14 protein-coding genes are annotated in these 17,683 nt (G+C 43.7%); 11 read left to right on the plus strand and 3 right to left on the minus strand.

What is annotated here, in order from left to right; all coding sequences use genetic code 11:
- Window positions 1-163: 163 nt before the first annotated feature.
- A complete protein-coding gene (locus tag OZ401_RS11420; protein ID WP_341468363.1) occupies window positions 164-943 on the minus strand; it encodes a metallophosphoesterase family protein in 780 nt (259 codons plus the stop codon).
- Window positions 944-1,133: 190 nt separating this feature from the next.
- Between OZ401_RS11420 and OZ401_RS11425 the strand changes: the two genes are divergently transcribed.
- The 3 genes from OZ401_RS11425 to OZ401_RS11435 are packed head-to-tail and all read left to right on the plus strand — an operon-like array spanning window position 1,134 to window position 5,707.
- Window positions 1,134-2,288: an acyl-CoA dehydrogenase gene (locus OZ401_RS11425; protein WP_341468364.1), complete on the plus strand. Its 1,155-nt coding sequence runs from the start codon at window positions 1,134-1,136 to the stop codon at window positions 2,286-2,288.
- A 14-nt stretch (window positions 2,289-2,302) separates the two neighbouring features.
- The gene (locus OZ401_RS11430; protein ID WP_341468365.1) at window positions 2,303-3,460 is read left to right on the plus strand and encodes an acyl-CoA dehydrogenase; all 1,158 of its coding nucleotides are present in this window, start codon (window positions 2,303-2,305) and stop codon (window positions 3,458-3,460) included.
- 33 nt (window positions 3,461-3,493) lie between these two features.
- Entirely contained in the window at window positions 3,494-5,707 is a 2,214-nt protein-coding gene (locus OZ401_RS11435) for a hypothetical protein (RefSeq protein ID WP_341468366.1), read from the plus strand.
- A gap of 7 nt (window positions 5,708-5,714) precedes the next feature.
- Here OZ401_RS11435 and OZ401_RS11440 read toward each other — a convergent pair whose 3' ends face one another.
- Together OZ401_RS11440 and OZ401_RS11445 are read right to left on the minus strand one after the other, a co-directional pair.
- Window positions 5,715-6,626, minus strand: a complete 912-nt coding sequence (locus OZ401_RS11440) for a DnaJ domain-containing protein (RefSeq protein WP_341468367.1) — start codon at window positions 6,624-6,626, stop codon at window positions 5,715-5,717.
- 181 nt (window positions 6,627-6,807) lie between these two features.
- The gene (locus OZ401_RS11445) at window positions 6,808-8,001 is read right to left on the minus strand and encodes an NAD(P)/FAD-dependent oxidoreductase (protein ID WP_341468368.1); all 1,194 of its coding nucleotides are present in this window, start codon (window positions 7,999-8,001) and stop codon (window positions 6,808-6,810) included.
- A gap of 299 nt (window positions 8,002-8,300) precedes the next feature.
- Here OZ401_RS11445 and bchG point away from each other — a divergent pair, with 299 nt between their 5' ends.
- The 8 genes from bchG (at window position 8,301) to OZ401_RS11485 (ending at window position 17,483) form a co-directional block, all read left to right on the plus strand.
- On the plus strand, window positions 8,301-9,221 hold the full coding sequence (gene bchG, locus OZ401_RS11450) for a (bacterio)chlorophyll synthase (protein WP_341468369.1): 921 nt from the start codon (window positions 8,301-8,303) through the stop codon (window positions 9,219-9,221).
- Window positions 9,222-9,225: 4 nt separating this feature from the next.
- Complete coding sequence (locus OZ401_RS11455; protein ID WP_341468370.1) at window positions 9,226-10,089, plus strand: alpha/beta fold hydrolase; 864 nt, start codon at window positions 9,226-9,228, stop codon at window positions 10,087-10,089.
- Between the two features lie 168 nt (window positions 10,090-10,257).
- Window positions 10,258-11,289: a transketolase C-terminal domain-containing protein gene (locus OZ401_RS11460; protein ID WP_341468371.1), complete on the plus strand. Its 1,032-nt coding sequence runs from the start codon at window positions 10,258-10,260 to the stop codon at window positions 11,287-11,289.
- Between the two features lie 128 nt (window positions 11,290-11,417).
- Entirely contained in the window at window positions 11,418-12,629 is a 1,212-nt protein-coding gene (locus OZ401_RS11465; protein ID WP_341468372.1) for a winged helix-turn-helix domain-containing protein, read from the plus strand.
- Window positions 12,630-12,703: 74 nt separating this feature from the next.
- On the plus strand, window positions 12,704-13,159 hold the full coding sequence (locus OZ401_RS11470; RefSeq protein ID WP_341468373.1) for a GNAT family N-acetyltransferase: 456 nt from the start codon (window positions 12,704-12,706) through the stop codon (window positions 13,157-13,159).
- 181 nt (window positions 13,160-13,340) lie between these two features.
- Window positions 13,341-15,302 (plus strand): GAF domain-containing sensor histidine kinase, encoded by a 1,962-nt coding sequence (locus OZ401_RS11475; RefSeq protein WP_341468374.1) that lies wholly within the window; start codon window positions 13,341-13,343, stop codon window positions 15,300-15,302.
- A gap of 2 nt (window positions 15,303-15,304) precedes the next feature.
- Window positions 15,305-15,949: a response regulator gene (locus OZ401_RS11480; protein ID WP_341468375.1), complete on the plus strand. Its 645-nt coding sequence runs from the start codon at window positions 15,305-15,307 to the stop codon at window positions 15,947-15,949.
- 163 nt (window positions 15,950-16,112) lie between these two features.
- Window positions 16,113-17,483, plus strand: coding sequence for an alpha/beta hydrolase family protein (locus OZ401_RS11485; protein ID WP_341468376.1), 1,371 nt, complete (start codon window positions 16,113-16,115; stop codon window positions 17,481-17,483).
- Window positions 17,484-17,683: the final 200 nt, after the last annotated feature.

A 17,683-nucleotide genomic window follows, 5' to 3' on the forward strand; every position in this document is an offset into this window, starting at 1 on the left:
GGGGTAGCTCGAAGAATTTTTGGGCGATTCAGCCCTTAATACTAGCATTGGAGGGTGAAATTACTAGGATTTCGGGTGGCGCTGACTAGCTACCTCTATGAGAAAAGGCAAGTATCCGAAAACTGAACAAAGTTTGAGGAAAATTGCCTCGGGGGAGCTTTGCCTAAACCAAATGGATACTGGGCAGTTGCAACCCGGCACGTCGTAAGACTGGCGCTGACACATTATAAACCGGGATGCCTTTGCGGGTCAGCCCATTATAGCTGCCACGATGGGAGTGCCCATGAAAACATACGGTTGCGCCTTCTTCATCCAAGGGTCTGGCAAGCCATTCCGCCCCCAAAACCCCGTATAGTTCAGGCGATTCACCTTTCAGAGTATCTTTAATCGGTGAATAGTGCATTATGGCAACTTTAAGCGGCGTATTGAGAGAACGCAGCCCTTTAGCCATCCTACGTACATCCTCAGCGGTTTCCCGCATTACCGCTTTGCCTTCTTCCTCCCCAAAGGCAGAAATTACGTTGGGATTGAAACCGCCCCAAAAGCCTTTCACCCCTACAAAACCAACTTGGTCATTATAAACAAACAGGTTGTCATCCCCAAAGAAAACGCGCACCCCTGCTTCTTGCATCAATTGAACCAATTGGCGTTCTTTCCCACTATGGAAATCATGATTACCCAGCACTGAAAGAACCACTACACCCTTTTGAAGGGCTGGTTTAAGGGCAGCAAGAAATACTTCCATCTCAGTAGTGCGCCCGTTGTCGGTAATATCTCCGCACAGAATTAATACTTCTGCACGTTCATGGACACCCGAAAACAAGTGTTTCATCTGGGAAAATGAGCGTTCGGTACAGTGAATATCACCGATAGCCGCGATACGGATGGGCTTAGAATGGGCAGGTGCGATCGCTGAACCGATACTCTGTGAAGGCGATTCCATTTATGTAAAGCTGTTTCTACTTGGCTTGAATCTTAACTTCGATCATTTGTAATGGTTAACATTCTACTATGCTGATCACGATTTGTCATGCAACCGGATTTTAAAAATGGTAAAATGACAGCGCTGTCGCGGAAGATAAGTACAAAACTAGTGCGGAAAGCCACATAGAAGTGGCGGGGAGTGCAAATATATGGATTTCCAGCTAAGTGAAGAACATCAGCTTTTCCAACGTACTGTTCGTGAGTTTGCTGATAAAGAAATAGCTCCTAAAGCCCTTTATTATGATAAAAACCACGAATTCCCATGGGAAAATATCAAAAAGATGGCAGCGTTAGGGCTATTGGGAGTGCCTTATTCCGAAGAATGGGGCGGCGCGGGCGGTGATAGCCTGATGTATGCCATAGCGGTTGAGGAAATCAGCCGTGCCTGTGGTAGCACCGGAATTATTCTAGCAGCACATACCTCCCTTGGATCTGCTCCCTTCTATCTATTTGGTACGGAAGAGCAAAAACGGAAATATCTGATTCCGCTGGCACGCGGTGAAAAGCTCGGTGCATTTGGTTTATCAGAAGCTGAAGCTGGTAGCGACGCAGCAGGAACGCGCACAACCGCTGTACTTGATGGTAACGAGTGGGTTATCAACGGCACTAAAAACTGGATTACCAGCGGTAGCCTCGCAGATACTGTAATCATTACCGCAATGACCGACAAAAGCAAAGGGGCGCTTGGCATATCGAATTTTATTGTTGAAAAAGGTACGCCCGGTTTCAGCTATGGTAAAAATGAAGAAAAGATGGGGTTGCGTGCCTCTGTAACCAGCCAACTTTTCTTTGATAACTGCCGTATCCCCAAAGAGAATATCCTAGGACAACCTAATGATGGCTTCAAGCAATTTATGCAAATTCTGGACGCAGGGCGCATCAGTATCGGCGCGATGGCGCTTGGTATAGCGCAAGCCGCCTATGAAGCTGCGATTCGTTACGCCACCCAACGCCACCAATTCGGGCGACCGATCAGCGATTTCCAAGCGATTCAGTTCAAGCTGGCAGATATGGCGACTCAACTTGAAGCGGCACGTCTCTTAATTTATCGCTCTGCTTGGTTAAAAGATAAAAAATTACCCTTTGGCAAAGAAGCAGCAATGGCAAAATTGTTTGCCAGCGAAGTAGGCGAACGTGCCTGTCATCAAGCGATTCAGATACATGGAGGCTATGGTTACGTCGAAGAATATCATGTCGAGCGTTACTACCGTGATATTCGTCTCTGCGAAATCGGCGAAGGTACTTCTGAAATCCAACGAATAGTCATAGCACGCCATCTGTTGCGCGAATTGAAGCATCAATAGGATAAAACAAAACTATGGATTTACATCTTACGTCAGAACAGGAAATGATTCGCCAAGTAGCCCGCGAGTTTGCCGACAAAGAACTATTACCCACTGCTGCCCATTTTGACGAATTGCAGGAGTTCCCTACTGCCCTTTGGAAAAAGCTCGGCGAAATGGGCATGATGGGTTTGGTTATCCCTGAAGAATGGGGCGGTGCAGGGGTGGATACGGTTAGTTATGTGCTGGCATTAGAGGAAATTGCGCGGGGAAATCCTGCGCTCAGTACCGCTATGTCGGTAAACAATTCGCTAACTTGCTATGGTATCTGGAAATTCGGTACTGCCGAACAGAAGCGCAAGTATCTGATACCGTTGGCACAAGGTCAAAAGCTAGGCGGATATTGCCTTACTGAAGCCGAAAGCGGAAGCGATGCTGCTAAAATGCGCTCTACAGCGACCCTTCAAGGGGATAAATACCTTCTGAACGGTTCCAAGATATTTATAACCAGTGGCATCTCCGGGCATATCTATCTGGCTTTTGCCATAACCGACAAAACGAAGGGTTCGAACGGTATTTCCTGCTTCATAGTAGAGAAAAGTTTTCCCGGTTTCAAAGTTGGTAAAAAACTGGACAAATTGGGGATGCGCGCCAGTGACACCACCGAGATAATTTTCGAGAATTGTGAAGTGCCGGTTGAAAACCTCCTCGGAGAGGAAGGGGCAGGATTTAAACTTGCCATGCAATTGCTGGACGGTGGCAGAATCGGAATTGCAACCCAAGCGTTGGGTATCGCACAAGCCGCCTACGAGTTTGCCTTACGTTATGCCAACGAACGGCAACAATTCGGGCATAAAATATATGATTTTCAGGCGATTCAGTTTATGGTGGCGGATATGGCAACCCGTATAGAAGCCGCCCGTTTGTTGGTATATAAAGCAGCGAGCATGCGAGATCAAGGCAAAAATGTGGGACTTGAAGCCAGCATGGCAAAGCTGTTTGCCAGCGAAACCGCTATGAAAGTCACTACCGATGCCGTCCAAATATATGGTGGTTACGGGTATATCAAAGAATATCCGGTTGAGCGTTACTTCCGAGACGCAAAGGTTACAGAAATATATGAGGGTACAAGCCAGATTCAAAGGTTGGTAATTGCCAGAAATCTGCTCAGGTCGCTTGCCGGTTCACACTAGCCAGCGACGTGCCCGAATTTAAATGGAGGATATTTGTCAACCACTTCTCAGGATAATTTTCAAAACAGGGCGCAAATTATTCCTGCAACCTTGAATCATAGGTTTTCCACTTTATCTATAATTATCTGGCTGCTGCTAACGGTTTTCTCAGCTGTTTTGCTTTACTCAATTACTCGGCGAGTTACATTCCTCGCCGATGATTATATTTTTCTAGGGCAACTTACGTTTACCCATCCAACATTTGCCGATAACTTGAGTTGGTTTGGGCGTGATTGGGGAATAGGGGCACAGTTTTATCGTCCGTTGGTAAGGCTTGGTTACTATTTTCAATTTCTGATTTTTCAGGATAACCCCACCGGATGGCATTTGGTTTCGGTAGCCTTACATGCCGCTAATGCCGCACTAGTATGTTTGATCGGTTGGCTGATAAGCAAACGAACAGTGGTAGGCGGGGTAGCCGGGCTGATATTTGCCCTCCAGCCGATTCACAGTGAACCAATCGCTTGGATTAGTGGTCAGGGTGATTTGCTGGCAACGTTTTTTGCGCTTGGCAGTCTGATATGCTGGATAAAGTATCGGCAACACCCTAAACATGCCTTAAAATGGTACATTGCAACATCAAGTCTATTTGTATTTGGGCTGTTCAGTAAAGAAGCCGCCATAGCCATTCCATTGGGATTGTTGGCGTATGATTTTGTAACCGGAGGGCTAGATCTCTTTTGGCAACACAACAAGTTTTCTAGAGCTGCATTGCAGCGGTTGATTATTGCCTATATCCCGGTTTTATCCATATTTCTTGCTTACCTGATTCTCAGGATTGTGCTTTTTAAGGGTCTGGGTGGTTATGGTGGCGAGGCAGGACAAAAGCTAGATTTTGGATTGCTTGTGAGCAATTACACAAACTGGCTAATTACACCTTTTCAGTTCTCAGGCACTACCGGGCTGGTTTTAGTAGGACTTATTATTGCGTTTACAGCGTTAAGCGCGGTTCAAGAATGGGAGCGATTTCGCCTTCAACATGGTTTATCCCTCGATACCGAACCAACCCGCCCAACCAAAGCTGCCTTGCCTGCTGAGAATGATGAATTAGATGATCCGAATTTTCCTATCTTCCCTCAAATTCAACTTACTCCCAAACCTGTAGAAGCGCCAGTTATTCCAAAGTTTCCTTCACCGCCCTACTATACAATGCGCACCGCTGGCTTTGGCTTTCTTTGGATAATTCTCTTTCTTCTATCGGTGCTATTTACCCTACCGGCAGAACGTTTTACCTATCTACCAAGCATTGGTTTTGCGCTTTTTACCGGAGCGATCATAGCTCCTTATTTTGCCAATACTCAATCAAAAACCCGCACTTTCATGGAATTGGGTTTTTGGCTCAGAGTAATTGCAATAATAGCCTTGCTTGGTTCATATGGCGCAACCAGTTCTGCCAGAATCCAACAATGGTTGGATGCCGGTAATACCTCACGTCAGATTCTAAATCTGACCAAAGAAGTCATACCGAGCGTGACAAATTATGTCCACATTGTGAGTGAAGGAGTACCTGATAGTAATGGTGGTGCATTAATTTTCCGAACCGGATACCCTGATGCAATCCGGTTGCTCTACAAAAATCGCACAATTGATGTGGAAAAGGTTGATAAACTGCCTATTTTGCAAGATCGCCTTAAAAACTCAATCTTCCTCGAATACAAAGGCGAGAATCGGTTGATAAACCATACCGAAATCGTGGATGCGATGCTAAAGCGCAACGAGGCGTTAAAGCAGAGCAAATCTTTTCTTAGCTGGAGCTTTGAACTTAGCGTTTCCGGCAATGCGGTTTCAGGTAACTGGTTTGATCTAAATAATACTGGTTCATTAGTCTCGCAAGATACGGGTTTGTCCGTCAACGCCTCACGAGGTGTTTTGCTGCAAAGCCCCGATTTTACACTTGCGGCTGCGCAAGTGGGTTCGTTGGATATTACAATGAAAGTTGCCTCAAAAGGGCGCGCCTATCAGGGGCAAGTAACTTGGCTAACTAATAGCTCACCCGACACTGCCTCCAAAACTACCGTTTTCTTCGACATCATTGCAGACGGGCAATTTCATACTTACCATATATCACCCGAAGTTGCGCGTAATTTTGGCTATGCCGAACAGGTAGCGAGGATCAGACTTAGCTTACCAGATGGGCTTGAAGATGTAATAATCAAGAAAATTGAGCAGTTCCAGCTACCGTTCGATTACCAAACGCTTCAAAAGTAGCCGGATTTCATTGAGGCTTGGGAATTAGCTTGCAGTACAAGTTCCCACGCCGATGTGAAGAACCTTTCAAAAGCCCATGCCGCCGAATAGTGATAGTTTCACCGCTAAGGGAATGCGCCGGTATTTTAAATATTAGCTCGCCTCCCTCCGGCGCGGGTAAAGCCCATTCTCCCCCCTTTGCTAAGACCTCTAAAGGCACTTCAACGGTAGTATATAAATCACGTCCTTCTATCTGGAATTGTGGGTGTGGCAATAGTTCAACCAGAACGTGAATACTGGTTGCATAGGGCATATGTAGCGGATGCGGAACATTATCTATCCAATGACGCATTTCTATTCGCATCGACATATCCGGTAACATTCCGGGTGGAATATTTATTTCTAATATTTCAAAAGAAACCAGAAATCCGTTACCATCACAACGAGGGCAGGTTTGAGCTTTGTGAGGTAGTACACGTGCCCCTCTGCAACGCCCACAAGTGTGAGTTTGTCCAACGTTGATAGTACGTTTCGCTCCTCTAAAAAGCTCTTGTAAAGTAATTCTGACCCGGTAACTCAAGTAAGAAGTACGCGGCATATGCGGTTTGCTCATAGAGCAGCGTTTGGGGGTTGAACGCACTTCCTGTTGATAAGTTTTGGTGGCAGCCGCAGCATAGGCGCCAACCCCAAACCAATCGTCTTCCGATTCAACACTATGGGATGTAGCGCTTTTTTGAAGGATGGAATCGTAGGCAAGCCGTTTTTGAGGATCGCCAAGAATTTCGTAAGCCTGTTGTATAGCCAGAAATTGATCTGCTGCCTTGGGGTTGTCAGGATTCAAGTCAGGGTGAAATTTCTTGGCTAAACGCCGATAGTTTGCCTTTATTTGTTCGGGCTGTGCCCCTATATTTACTTCGAGTAATTCATAATAATTTTTCATATCTATCGAATCTGTATTTTACTAAAAAAAGGAACTTAAAAAAGGGCTAAAAGGCTGTATTCAAGCCTTACTACTTTAGGTTATAATATAAAAGAACAAGCATCCATCATTCCTTAATTCAGCTTTTGAATAAAAAAACGCGGGACTGCTCCCGCGACTCGTTTCTATAGCAGCCTGAACGCTAAAGAACATTTCTTTCCCGATTATAATTTCCGGTACGGAATCTTTCGATATTGAGTTCTGCCACCTCCACCGTTTTGATATCACCGTCAATTATGAGTTCGGAAATTGAAAGTCCAACCGCAGGGCTTTGCATGAAGCCGTGCCCGCTAAATCCGGTGGCAAGGTAGAAATTATCTAATTCGGGAACTTTGCCGATAATACCGTTATGATCCGGCGAAGTATCATACAAACCCGCCCAACCGCTCAGGATACGCGCACGCTCAAGCGCCGGGACTCGATACATAGCGTGTTCCGCCACCGTATCAAGCCAATTCCAATCCAGTGTTATATCAAAACCGGGTTTTTGAGTAAGGTCGCTTTCTCCCATCAAGAAACCGGGACCTTCCCGCCGAAAATGAAAGCCGTTTAGCATATCAATGACGAAAGGAATTTGCGCCGGGATTTCTGAAAAAGGCTCAGTAAAGAAAGCCTGCCGCTTGACCGGCTCAACCGGGATTTCTACATCTAGCATCTCTCCTAAAATGCCACTCCATGCTCCGGCACAACCCACCACTATTCCGGCAGAAATCTCACCCCGATTAGTTTCAAGGCTAAGCAATTCCCGACCGCGCCGTTTAATAGCGGTAACCTCAGTATTTTCCCAAACTTTGACCCCCATTTTGCGGGCTTGTCTAGCGTAAGCGAAAACTACATCGGTGGTGCTGGCATAACCATCGGTCGGACAAAAAGTTGCGCCGATGACATCCTCAGTCATTAGAAAATCCCACCTTTTCGAAACTTGTTCATTTGTCAGAACTTCAACCGGTACACCTAGACCTTGCTGAAGCGCCGCATTTTTCTTGAAGACTTCCATATCTTCAGGTCTGGTAATAAGAAAGAGGTAGCCAACCTGTTTGAAATTTGCGCCTGTTTCGTCCGGTTCCATCCCAAGCCGCTGGTTAAAATGTTTGAAAAAATCCACCGAGTATATACAAATACGAATATTGGCTTTAGTAGAGAATTGCTGCCGCACTCCCCCTGCCGCTTTCGCGGTTGAACCTGACCCTAACAAATCGCGCTCAAGAATTACTATATTGGTACAGCCACGTTTTGCCAGATTCCAAGCAATACTAGTTCCCAATACTCCCCCACCGATTATTACGACATCAGCCTTTTGGGGAAATGTTTTAGAACTGGACAGGATTTGTGACATCTTACTACCTTCTAAATACTGAAATAATTCTGGCAAATCATAGTGTGCCTAATGTAACACCGCTAGCTATCTCGGTCAATTGTAAATTGTTTTAAAATTCTTTCTATTGTATGAATGCACATAATTTCATGAAGAGTTGCTACTTGAAGTTTGTGTTTTAGACTACCGCAAAGTAACACTTGAGTAGTATAATCTGAATATGAGGTCAGTGGTAAACTCATATTTTTAAAATTATACTGCAAAACAAGAAATTACTGGGAATGAGATCACAAGAAACTTTAACGAAAAATAAGCCTAATATGCCAAAACCTGCAAAATCCACCTTGCGAGGTCACTTGGACTTGCTTGATCCGGTAACATGGGTAGCAGGACCACAAGGTTTTATAAGTGGTGCTGTAGCAAGCGGCGGGATGCAGCTGGATTGGAAAACCCTAGGGCTGATGATTATCGGCTCAATTCTGGTAGGACCACTCCTTATTGGTTTCAGCCAGTCGATCAACGATTTTTTTGATCGTGAACTGGATGCCATTAATGAACCGACACGCCCGATTCCGGCAGGGTTGGTAACTTTAAGGGGCGCTATTCTAAACTTCACGGTTATAGCAATACTTGCAATAATTTCGGCAGTTTTGCTGGGCTTGCTAGGTGGGCAAAACCCCGGGTTTATCATTCTAGTGACTATCCTAGGTCTAATACTAGGCGCAATGTACAGCATACCGCCCTTCGAGTTCAAACGCAACGGTATAACCGGACCACTTTCAGTAGGAATAGGCTATAACCTGATGACCTGGATGACAGGTAATATGGTATTTAGCGATTTCAAGATCGAAATATTTGTGGTCGCGTTAGTAAATGCTTTTGTGGCAGCCGGTTTGCTAGTACTGAACGACCTGAAGAGTATAGAAGGGGATAAGAAACTTGGCTTACGCACCTTGCCCGTGATGCTAGGCGTGAAAAAAGCCTTGTGGGTCTCATATATCTATATTGACTTGTCACAAGCAGCATATGCGGTGTATCTTGCTGCTATTGGGCATTACTGGATAGCATTAATACAAGTGGTGGCATTGGTATTCCAGTTTTTAGCGCAACGCCCGTTATACCTGAACCCCACTCACAAACAATACAAAAAATATTTGCTTACAGGCAACGGCTTAATTGCAGTAGTAGTATTTATTTCTGCCCTTAGTTTTGGTGGTTACGACCCGTTTAGAACTTGGTAAAGAAATGGCTTACGTTAAAATTGGACAATCCAATAGCCCTATTTTTTATGAATTAAGCACACCTGCCGAACCAGAGGGCACTGTTATATTCATTAATGCGTGGTGTTCATCAGCACGGTATTGGAAAGAAACAGTAAAAAGGATTTCGTCCCGTTTTCAAACCCTGACTTATGATCAACCGGGTATCGGACGTAGCCTTTCAAAAGAAAAACCATTACCAGCCACATATAAAGGCACAATTGATAATGGCAGTAACGAAGTGCTTGAATTAATCGAACACCTTCAACTGCTAGATAAACCTGTACATGTGGTGGGACATTCATTGGGCGTCGTTATAGCAACGCATCTCGCTACTGTTTTGGAGTCACGTGGCAAACTGGCAAGCTTAACTATCATCAATTGCGGTAGTTTTGAAATCGAGGATCGCAAGGGCGAAATACTTATACCCTTTATCAAATTAGTGGTAAACGTAAAACGTATCCTTGAACTGCCGGGTTTGCGACAATTAACTATCCGTAAGTTGACCGCACGCCCAATCGAAAGCATCTACGAGCAATTCATTATTAGCGATATGGTAGCTTCAGATATACGTATAGCACGTGAACTAGCGCTTTCTTCACTTACTCCTGTCAATCTAGAACGCTACCATCACGAAGTTGATGCGCTTAAAGCGCCGCTTTTGCTAGTAGTGGGTGATCGAGATGGAACGATTCCACCTAAGGGAATGTACAACATTAAACGTTTCAAACCAACAGCTAATCTTGTACCATTTCCCGACTGTGGTCATTTTCTTATGCTTGAACGACCTAACCGTTTCGCCGAAGTGTTGTTGCAACATCTAAGCCTTAATGTTATATCTTTTCGTTGAAAACCATTTAGTTAGTCAGTACATTTTAATCGACAATAAGAACAATAATATAAACTGGTAGCCCAACAAAATAATCTGGAGAATCCCAGCATAATGTTTCGGTATTAATTCGCAAGAATATATCTCCAGATTTCGGGTAATCACCTGGCTCGAAAGGAGAAATTTGCCTTGAGCCGAAATGCAAACAAACAAACTGTACCACGTAAACTCCCCCATGTCGTCACTTATGAGGGTGATGGTTTACGACATTGCCTGTTTGACCTACTCAAGTCTAATAGAAACGTGATGTTTCTAGCTTCAGGACAGGCAACTCATAGTTTTCCCACACCGGGAAACCTACTGGCACAAATAGCGTGGGAAGTAGGGAACAGGTATCCACCTCGCCTGTTTGGACTTGGGGAATTTTTACAAGACCTTGTACCCACTTCTATTAATTTAATCGCGCAAGGTTACCATCCATTGGTAATAATGAACACCACCGACCTTGCTCGCAATTATGCCGGATTATCGGCTGCCTGCGCGGCTAATATACCGATTACTTTTATACTCATCGCCGGTAAAGAAAACGGTCAAACTTGGCAACCGGCTGGCGTAAATGAGTTGTCGGTGCTTTTGACTCTTCCAAGTTTAAATATCGGTGAGCCATCCGACACGGTTGAGCTACGCCAGATGATTAAAACTGCGCTCTCCCATGAAGAGGGACCAACCGTTATTCGTTATATCCCGTTCGAGTTTGGCAAATCTATCGTCAAACCAAATCTCGGACCTATTCCCGGTCTTGGTAAAGGGCATATGCTCAGACAAGGCAAAGAAGTAGCATTAGTTGCTCTTGGGGATAGCGTCGAAGTCGGGTTGCGAATTGTGGAAGAACTTGAAAAGCAAGGACACGATGCAGCACTGTTAGAAGCACGATGGGCACGTCCGCTTGACCAACCACTCCTGAATGCAGTAGCGCACCACTTCAGACGCTTAATAACGCTAGAGCGCGGCGAATTAAACGGCGGATTTGGCACAGCAATTCTTGAGCATTTTGAACGGCGTAATGAGCAAGAAATTGTGGTACATCGGGTAGGGCTGGGAAGTCGAGAAAGCGATGATGTGTTTGCTTTGTGCGCTGAAGTTATTCGCTTTATCGATATTTACAATGAAAAGCAAGGATTTCAGCTACCTGTCGCTTTAAAAAGAAAATTTAGCAATTAAGTCTTTATTTCTTTTATCTAATAATCTAAGCAAAGCCGGGAGGGAACATTTCCACCCCCGGTTTTTTATTAATCGAGATATTATATAATACCTCGCGATATGCTATAAATTAAAGGAGATTTGAATTTATGCAACTGAGTCGCGACTCGGTGCGATTGATTATGCTGGCTACCCAAAACTTGCTAGAACCTCCCAAGGCTACCTCGGACAAAGAAGGTGTACTTAACACCATTCGACAAATGGGGGTTTTACAAATAGATACCATTAATGTTATAGCACGTAGCCCGTATTTGGTGCTGTGGAGCAGAGTGGGTGAGTATAATGCTACATTGCTGGAAAGCCTGCTGGCGGAAGGTAACCTTTTTGAATATTGGTCGCACGAAGCCTGTTTTTTACCAATTGAAGACTACCCCCTATACCGCCGGCTGATGCTGGATAAGCGCAAAGGATGGCATCCCGATTCTGCATGGGTTGAAGAAAATAAAGCTGAAATAGAGTATGTGATAGAGCGAATTCGCAATAATGGGGCGGCACGTTCGGCTGATTTTTTACGAAAAGATGGCTTAAAGGCAAGCGGTTGGTGGGATTGGAAACCGGAAAAAATTATACTCGAATATCTCTTTAATTCAGGAGAACTAATGATCGCGGCTCGTCCAAATTTCCACCGTGTATATGAGCTAAGGGAACGGATTTTACCCCATTGGGAAGATTCTTCCACACCCGCTTATTCCGAAGTAATTGAAGGATTGGTACTTAAAACCGTGCAAGCGCTCGGTATTACGCATCCCCGCTGGATTGCAGATTATTTCAGGCTAAAAAAGAAGGAGATTCCGCCCTTACTCGAAAAGCTGGTTTCAGAAAACCGTCTTAAATTGATCGAGGTAGAAGGTTGGGATAGTTCCGGCTATTACCACCCTGATAATCACCCGCTAATTCAGCAAGCGACAGAAGGTAGTCTAGACGCAACCCATACTACCTTGCTTTCACCGTTTGACCCGCTGGTGTGGGACAGAAACAGAGCACGGGAATTATTTGACTTTAACTATACTATTGAATGTTATACGCCTGCTCCCAAGCGTCAATATGGCTATTTCTCTTTGCCGATATTATGGCGAGGAAAATTGATCGGACGGCTCGATCCCAAAGCGCACCGACGTGAACGACTCTTTGAAATTAAGAGCTTGCATTTTGAACCACAAGTACAGATAACCGATGAAATAGTAAAAGACGTTACAACCGCAATAAAACAACTGGCAATTTGGCATAAGACTCCAGAGGTGATTATTCGGCATTCCAACCCACCTGAACTGGTAGAATTATTCTCAAAAGAGATTAATTAGAATCAAAGCCTATTTCTTTTAGATAGTTGGATATGATGATTACTACGCCTGAAATAATAATTAAAGAGGCTACATTGGAAGATGCTCCACTGGTCTATGGCATAATGATGCAAGCCTTTGAAGCTTATAATACCAAGCTCGCAGTACCTTCATCTGCGAATAGAGAAACCGTTGAGGATGTCGTTGAAGTAATGAAACAAGGCGGAGCGTTACTTGCCTTTGATAAAACAACAGCGATAGGCAGCGCGCGCTATATTCTCAAGCCAGATCATTTGTACGTGGGAAGAGTTTCAGTGTTACCAGCCTATCGCAAACGTGGAATTGGCTTGGCTTTAATGCGCTATTTTGAGCACATTGCATTTTATAATGGACATCGCGAAATAAGATTGGGAGTGCGGCAATCCCTTCCTGAAAACCGACAATTTTATTTAAAATTAGGCTATCAAATCACCTCCATTGAGCCGCACCCCAAAGGGAACGACACAATTCTCTGGATGAGTCTTAAGTTAGCTGACTCCTCACCTCAATAAATGTTTAGTCTAAATTACAACTCAATCTGAATAAAACGTAATGTTTAGCTATTGATTTAACATTGCATTTTTGATAGATTGGGTATAATGTGCTGAGTTTTCTGGAGATATATGTGGGCTATGCCTAACATATAGGTCGTTATTGCGATCAAAAACCTTGCAAATTGCAGAAAGAATCCCTATGAAAAGGGTCCTCTTAACTAAAAGTGCGCTTCATGACCTTTTAATACTCTTCACAATAGCATTTTTCGCGTTTGTACTGGCTCTAATATTTGATGTCTGCGAAACTCTAATAGAATTCACGTTGCGCTACAAAGCGTGGCATATGGATGAAATCTGGAGTGTCTTGATATTATTAGGTTTTACCTCAAGTATTTATTTCCTTAGACGCGGTAAGCAACTGAGAAAAGAAATAAATCAGCGTAAATTTACCGAAAATCTTTTAGAAGGGCAAAACCGGATACTAGAAATGGTAGCCTCCGGTGTTGAATTACCCAACATACTTGCAAAAGTAGTTGGGGTGATTCGAGACCACTCCAGCGAAGCGGCATGTTGCATTATGCTGTGGGAACACGAACGTAATATATTGCGTATAGGAGCTTCTTCAGGGTTACTGCCAAGCTTTGTGAAAGGTATTGATGGGATACCGATTAATCCGAGTGGGAATTTATGCTGGAGTGTTTGTACCTCTGGAAAACCCATATTTGTAGCGGATATATCTAATAACGCGCAATGGAGCAATCATTGTGAAGTAGCGCGCAACCATAATTTGCGTGCATGCTGGTGTATCCCAATATATTCTTCCGCTGGAAATGTAGTAGGCATACTTTCCATATATTTTGAAACACCAAAAAGCCCTGAATCTCGGGATATTAACTTGATAGAAACTACCGCTCGTTTGGCGGGAATTGCGATAGAACGCTGTAAAGCGGAAGAATCGTTGCGCCAATATGCTGGGCGACTCGAAATTTTACGTGAGATTGATCAAGCGATTCTTTCTGTGAATACACTTGAAGATATTTTGAGTGAAAGCCTTTTCCAAATCCGAACATTATTACCCGTAGATTGGGCTGGAGTAGCTCTTTTCAATCAGGATACGACCCAGATACAATTGTTCGCTTCGAGTGACAATAAAATTTCTGGCATGACTGAGCTTTACGATTTACCTTATGACCAAAACATTTTATACGAATACAATAACCCGATTGAAGACTTGGAGCAGTATCCGGAAAATAATGAGTTTCTTCAAATACTTCGAGAGCAGGGATTGCGTTCATTGCTATATGTGCCGTTGATCTCTGGAGTTAAAGTGGTGGGTTCTTTGTTATTAGCAAATCGAGAACCGGGTATCTTCAATGTTGAACAAAAAGAAATAGCCCGTGAAGTAAGTATACAGTTAGCAGTAGCCATACAACACGCCCGACTTTTTGATCAATTACAGAATACCCATCAACGCTTACAGAGTATGTCGCACAAATTAGTAGAAACCCAAGAATTAGAGCGACGCCATATTGCCCGTGAGTTGCACGACCAAATCGGTCAGGCTCTAACTGCCCTTAAAATTAATCTGCAAATCTCACAAAAACACACACCCGATCAAACCCTTCAACCCTATTTTGAAGATAACATCGGCATTATAGAACAAACTTTGCAACAGGTAAGAAACCTTTCGCTGGATTTGCGCCCTTCGATTCTTGATGATTTGGGTTTGGTAGCGGCTTTACGTTGGTATATTAACCGCTTTGCGCAGCGCAGTGGTGTAAATACACAACTTGAATCAGATCATTTTGAATTCCGCTTGCAACCGGAATTGGAAACGACTTGTTTCCGTATTGTACAAGAGGCTCTGACAAATATCGCCAGACACGCAGAAGCCACCACCTCAAAAGTATCAATTCATTTAAATGGCACGAAAATTGAACTGAAAATTATAGATAATGGCAAAGGCTTTGAAGTTAAAGAAGCTATCTCACGTGCCGAACAGGGAATGAGTTTGGGAGTGCTAGGGATGGAGGAACGCGCTACCTTATTGGGCGGAAGTCTAAAAATAGAATCGACTCCTAATAAGGGAACTTGTATTCTAGCTGAATTTCCCTTGCAGAATCTCAAGCCGATTTACCACAAAATGGGAAGAGTAGCATAACGATGAGTACTCTGAAAATAATTCTAGCTGAAGACCATAATCTCGTAAGAGCCGGTTTGATTGCCCTATTACATAATATCCCCGGTGTAACCGTTCTGGCTGAGGCTGCTAATGGCAAAGAAGCATTGAATCTTGTTGAGAAGCATAAACCAGATGTATTATTAACCGATATAACGATGCCTGAAATCAACGGGCTGGAATTGGTTAGAAAGTTAAAACAACGCTCGAATGTAAAAATAATTATACTGTCTATGCATTCAAGTGAAGAATATGTCTGGGAAGCCCTTGATGCCGGAGCAAACGGTTATCTGCTAAAAGATGCCGGTATCAGTGAACTAGAATTGGCAATTAAATCGGTAGCGATAGGGCAATCCTATTTAAGCCCGGCTGTTTCCAAACATGTAATAGGCAACTATATCCGTCGAGTGAACTGTGAGAGCAGTTTATTTGAGAAACTTACGCCCCGTCAGCTTCAGACTTTGCAATTAGTTGCCGAAGGTTGTACTACAAAGCAAATCGCTGAGAAACTAAATATCAGTGTAAAAACAGTAGAAACACACCGTACTCAGTTAATGGAGCAATTGAGTATCCACGATATAACCGGATTAGTGCGCTACGCAGTAAAAATGGGACTCGTTTCTGCCTGATTTTATTTGTTCTTTTACTTATATTTACCCTTTGTTTTATATTCACCTATTATGATAAGAAATAAAGGCAGGTGCTAATATATTATACTTGCCTATTCTTCCCTCGGCTTGTCCTATGTTGAGCAGAGGATACCCGTAACTACTCAACAGGAGGCATAATCATATGGCTACCCTTACACTGCAACCTGAACCAGATACTGCTCCAGATAATCCAGATAATTATAATTACACTACCTTAACCCCAGATGACCTCTTAAAAGCAATAGATAAGTTCAATTACAGTCAACCCGTTAAAAGCAGCCTTCGCAATCTGAAGAGCAATATTCTGGTAGATGATCCGGTAATCGAAACAGACGAAGCAGGCTCTCTAACATTGACCGGTACAATCGGGAAATCGAGATTTTTACTGAAGTTTCCGCCAAAGTGGAATCATGAGTTGGTTTTATTGGTGCATGGCTATATAGACCCAGGCACTCCAATTAGCTTAGAGCAAATTGGGCTAGATCAAATTGATTTAGGAGTATTAAATAGCGCTTTTGAACAAGGCTTTGCCTATGGATACTCTACTTTTGGAAAAGTTGGTTACGCAGTAGAAGAAGGCACCAAACATACTTTATATATCAAGAAGTTGACCGAAGTCTTGGGGTTGGAACGCGCTTATCTTTCCGGTCGTTCAATGGGCGGTAACATTACTATCGCTTTGCTGGAAAAATACCCGCGTGAGTTTGCAGGGGCGCTTACTTATTGTGGAGTAATGTCCGGTTGGTACGAACAGATAAAATATCTGTCCGATTTCAGGGTAATTTATGATTATTTCACCAAACCGCTTGGCGCACCAATCACTCTCGCGGGTTGTGGCGACGTATTGACTGTGGTGACATTGCCCAATCGCCAAGAAGTGATCAATTCGGTAAGCGCCCTGTTCTCTATGGCAGAAATAAATATGAACACCAGCCCGGCAAACTCTACAATGATAAACATTATCAAACGCATTTCATTGATAACAGGGGTTAATCCCGATCCCATATCATATATGACTGTGTTACTCACCAATACAGTAGGTCTGAGTGATTATCTTGAGACTGCCAGCGCTAACGGCTATTCCAACGAAAACAAGGTGTATAAGTATCCGCCAGAATATATACCCGCGTCAGAAGATATAAAAGCGCTAGAAACCTTGAATGATTGTGTGCAGCGATTACCCTGCAAGCGGGTTGCTACTGCTTACCTTAAACGCTGGTATACACCTACAGGGAAATTCAGAGCTAAATTGCTAGCTCTACATAACCTCAAAGACCCCTCTGTTCCTTTCATCCACGAGCTAAAGCTGGATGAAATGGCAAGGAAATTTGGAAGCAAACTGGTGGTCTGGATAGCACCTGATAAGCCAACTGTACCCGGTGACCCTGAATCAGGTCCCGGACATTGCTTTTTTACGCCAGAGCAAATGAGTTTTGCCTGGAAAGAGTTGAGAAATTGGGTTGAGACTGGCAACCTGCCCACCGGGGGCTTTCCAAACGAATTAATGAGTTGAGTTTGATTATAAGCCCTCCGGCTTGAACCGGAGGGCTTTTTTAAGATTCATTATTGGCACAAAGAATACCCAGTTTCTTTTAGACTTCTTTCAATAGCTTTACAAAGTGTCATTGTACTTGTTGACAAATGGTTAAAATCGGGTTAATATTTATTTGCGATTTCTTTACATTCCCTCTCATTTCACTCATCTGTAAGTTT

This window comes from Candidatus Chlorohelix allophototropha (genome assembly GCF_030389965.1).
GTDB classification, from domain to species: Bacteria; Chloroflexota; Chloroflexia; order Chloroheliales; family Chloroheliaceae; genus Chlorohelix; species Chlorohelix allophototropha.

What these genes read in the sequence shown, in the direction of transcription:
- OZ401_RS11420 (WP_341468363.1), bottom strand. Translation starts at nt 943, where the DNA reads ATGGAATCGCCTTCACAGAGTATCGGTTCAGCGATCGCACCTGCCCAT.
- OZ401_RS11425 (WP_341468364.1), top strand. Translation starts at nt 1,134, where the DNA reads ATGGATTTCCAGCTAAGTGAAGAACATCAGCTTTTCCAACGTACTGTT.
- OZ401_RS11430 (WP_341468365.1), top strand. Translation starts at nt 2,303, where the DNA reads ATGGATTTACATCTTACGTCAGAACAGGAAATGATTCGCCAAGTAGCC.
- OZ401_RS11440 (WP_341468367.1), bottom strand. Translation starts at nt 6,626, where the DNA reads ATGAAAAATTATTATGAATTACTCGAAGTAAATATAGGGGCACAGCCC.
- OZ401_RS11445 (WP_341468368.1), bottom strand. Translation starts at nt 8,001, where the DNA reads ATGTCACAAATCCTGTCCAGTTCTAAAACATTTCCCCAAAAGGCTGAT.
- bchG (WP_341468369.1), top strand. Translation starts at nt 8,301, where the DNA reads ATGCCAAAACCTGCAAAATCCACCTTGCGAGGTCACTTGGACTTGCTT.
- OZ401_RS11455 (WP_341468370.1), top strand. Translation starts at nt 9,226, where the DNA reads ATGGCTTACGTTAAAATTGGACAATCCAATAGCCCTATTTTTTATGAA.
- OZ401_RS11465 (WP_341468372.1), top strand. Translation starts at nt 11,418, where the DNA reads ATGCAACTGAGTCGCGACTCGGTGCGATTGATTATGCTGGCTACCCAA.
- OZ401_RS11475 (WP_341468374.1), top strand. Translation starts at nt 13,341, where the DNA reads ATGAAAAGGGTCCTCTTAACTAAAAGTGCGCTTCATGACCTTTTAATA.
- OZ401_RS11480 (WP_341468375.1), top strand. Translation starts at nt 15,305, where the DNA reads ATGAGTACTCTGAAAATAATTCTAGCTGAAGACCATAATCTCGTAAGA.
- OZ401_RS11485 (WP_341468376.1), top strand. Translation starts at nt 16,113, where the DNA reads ATGGCTACCCTTACACTGCAACCTGAACCAGATACTGCTCCAGATAAT.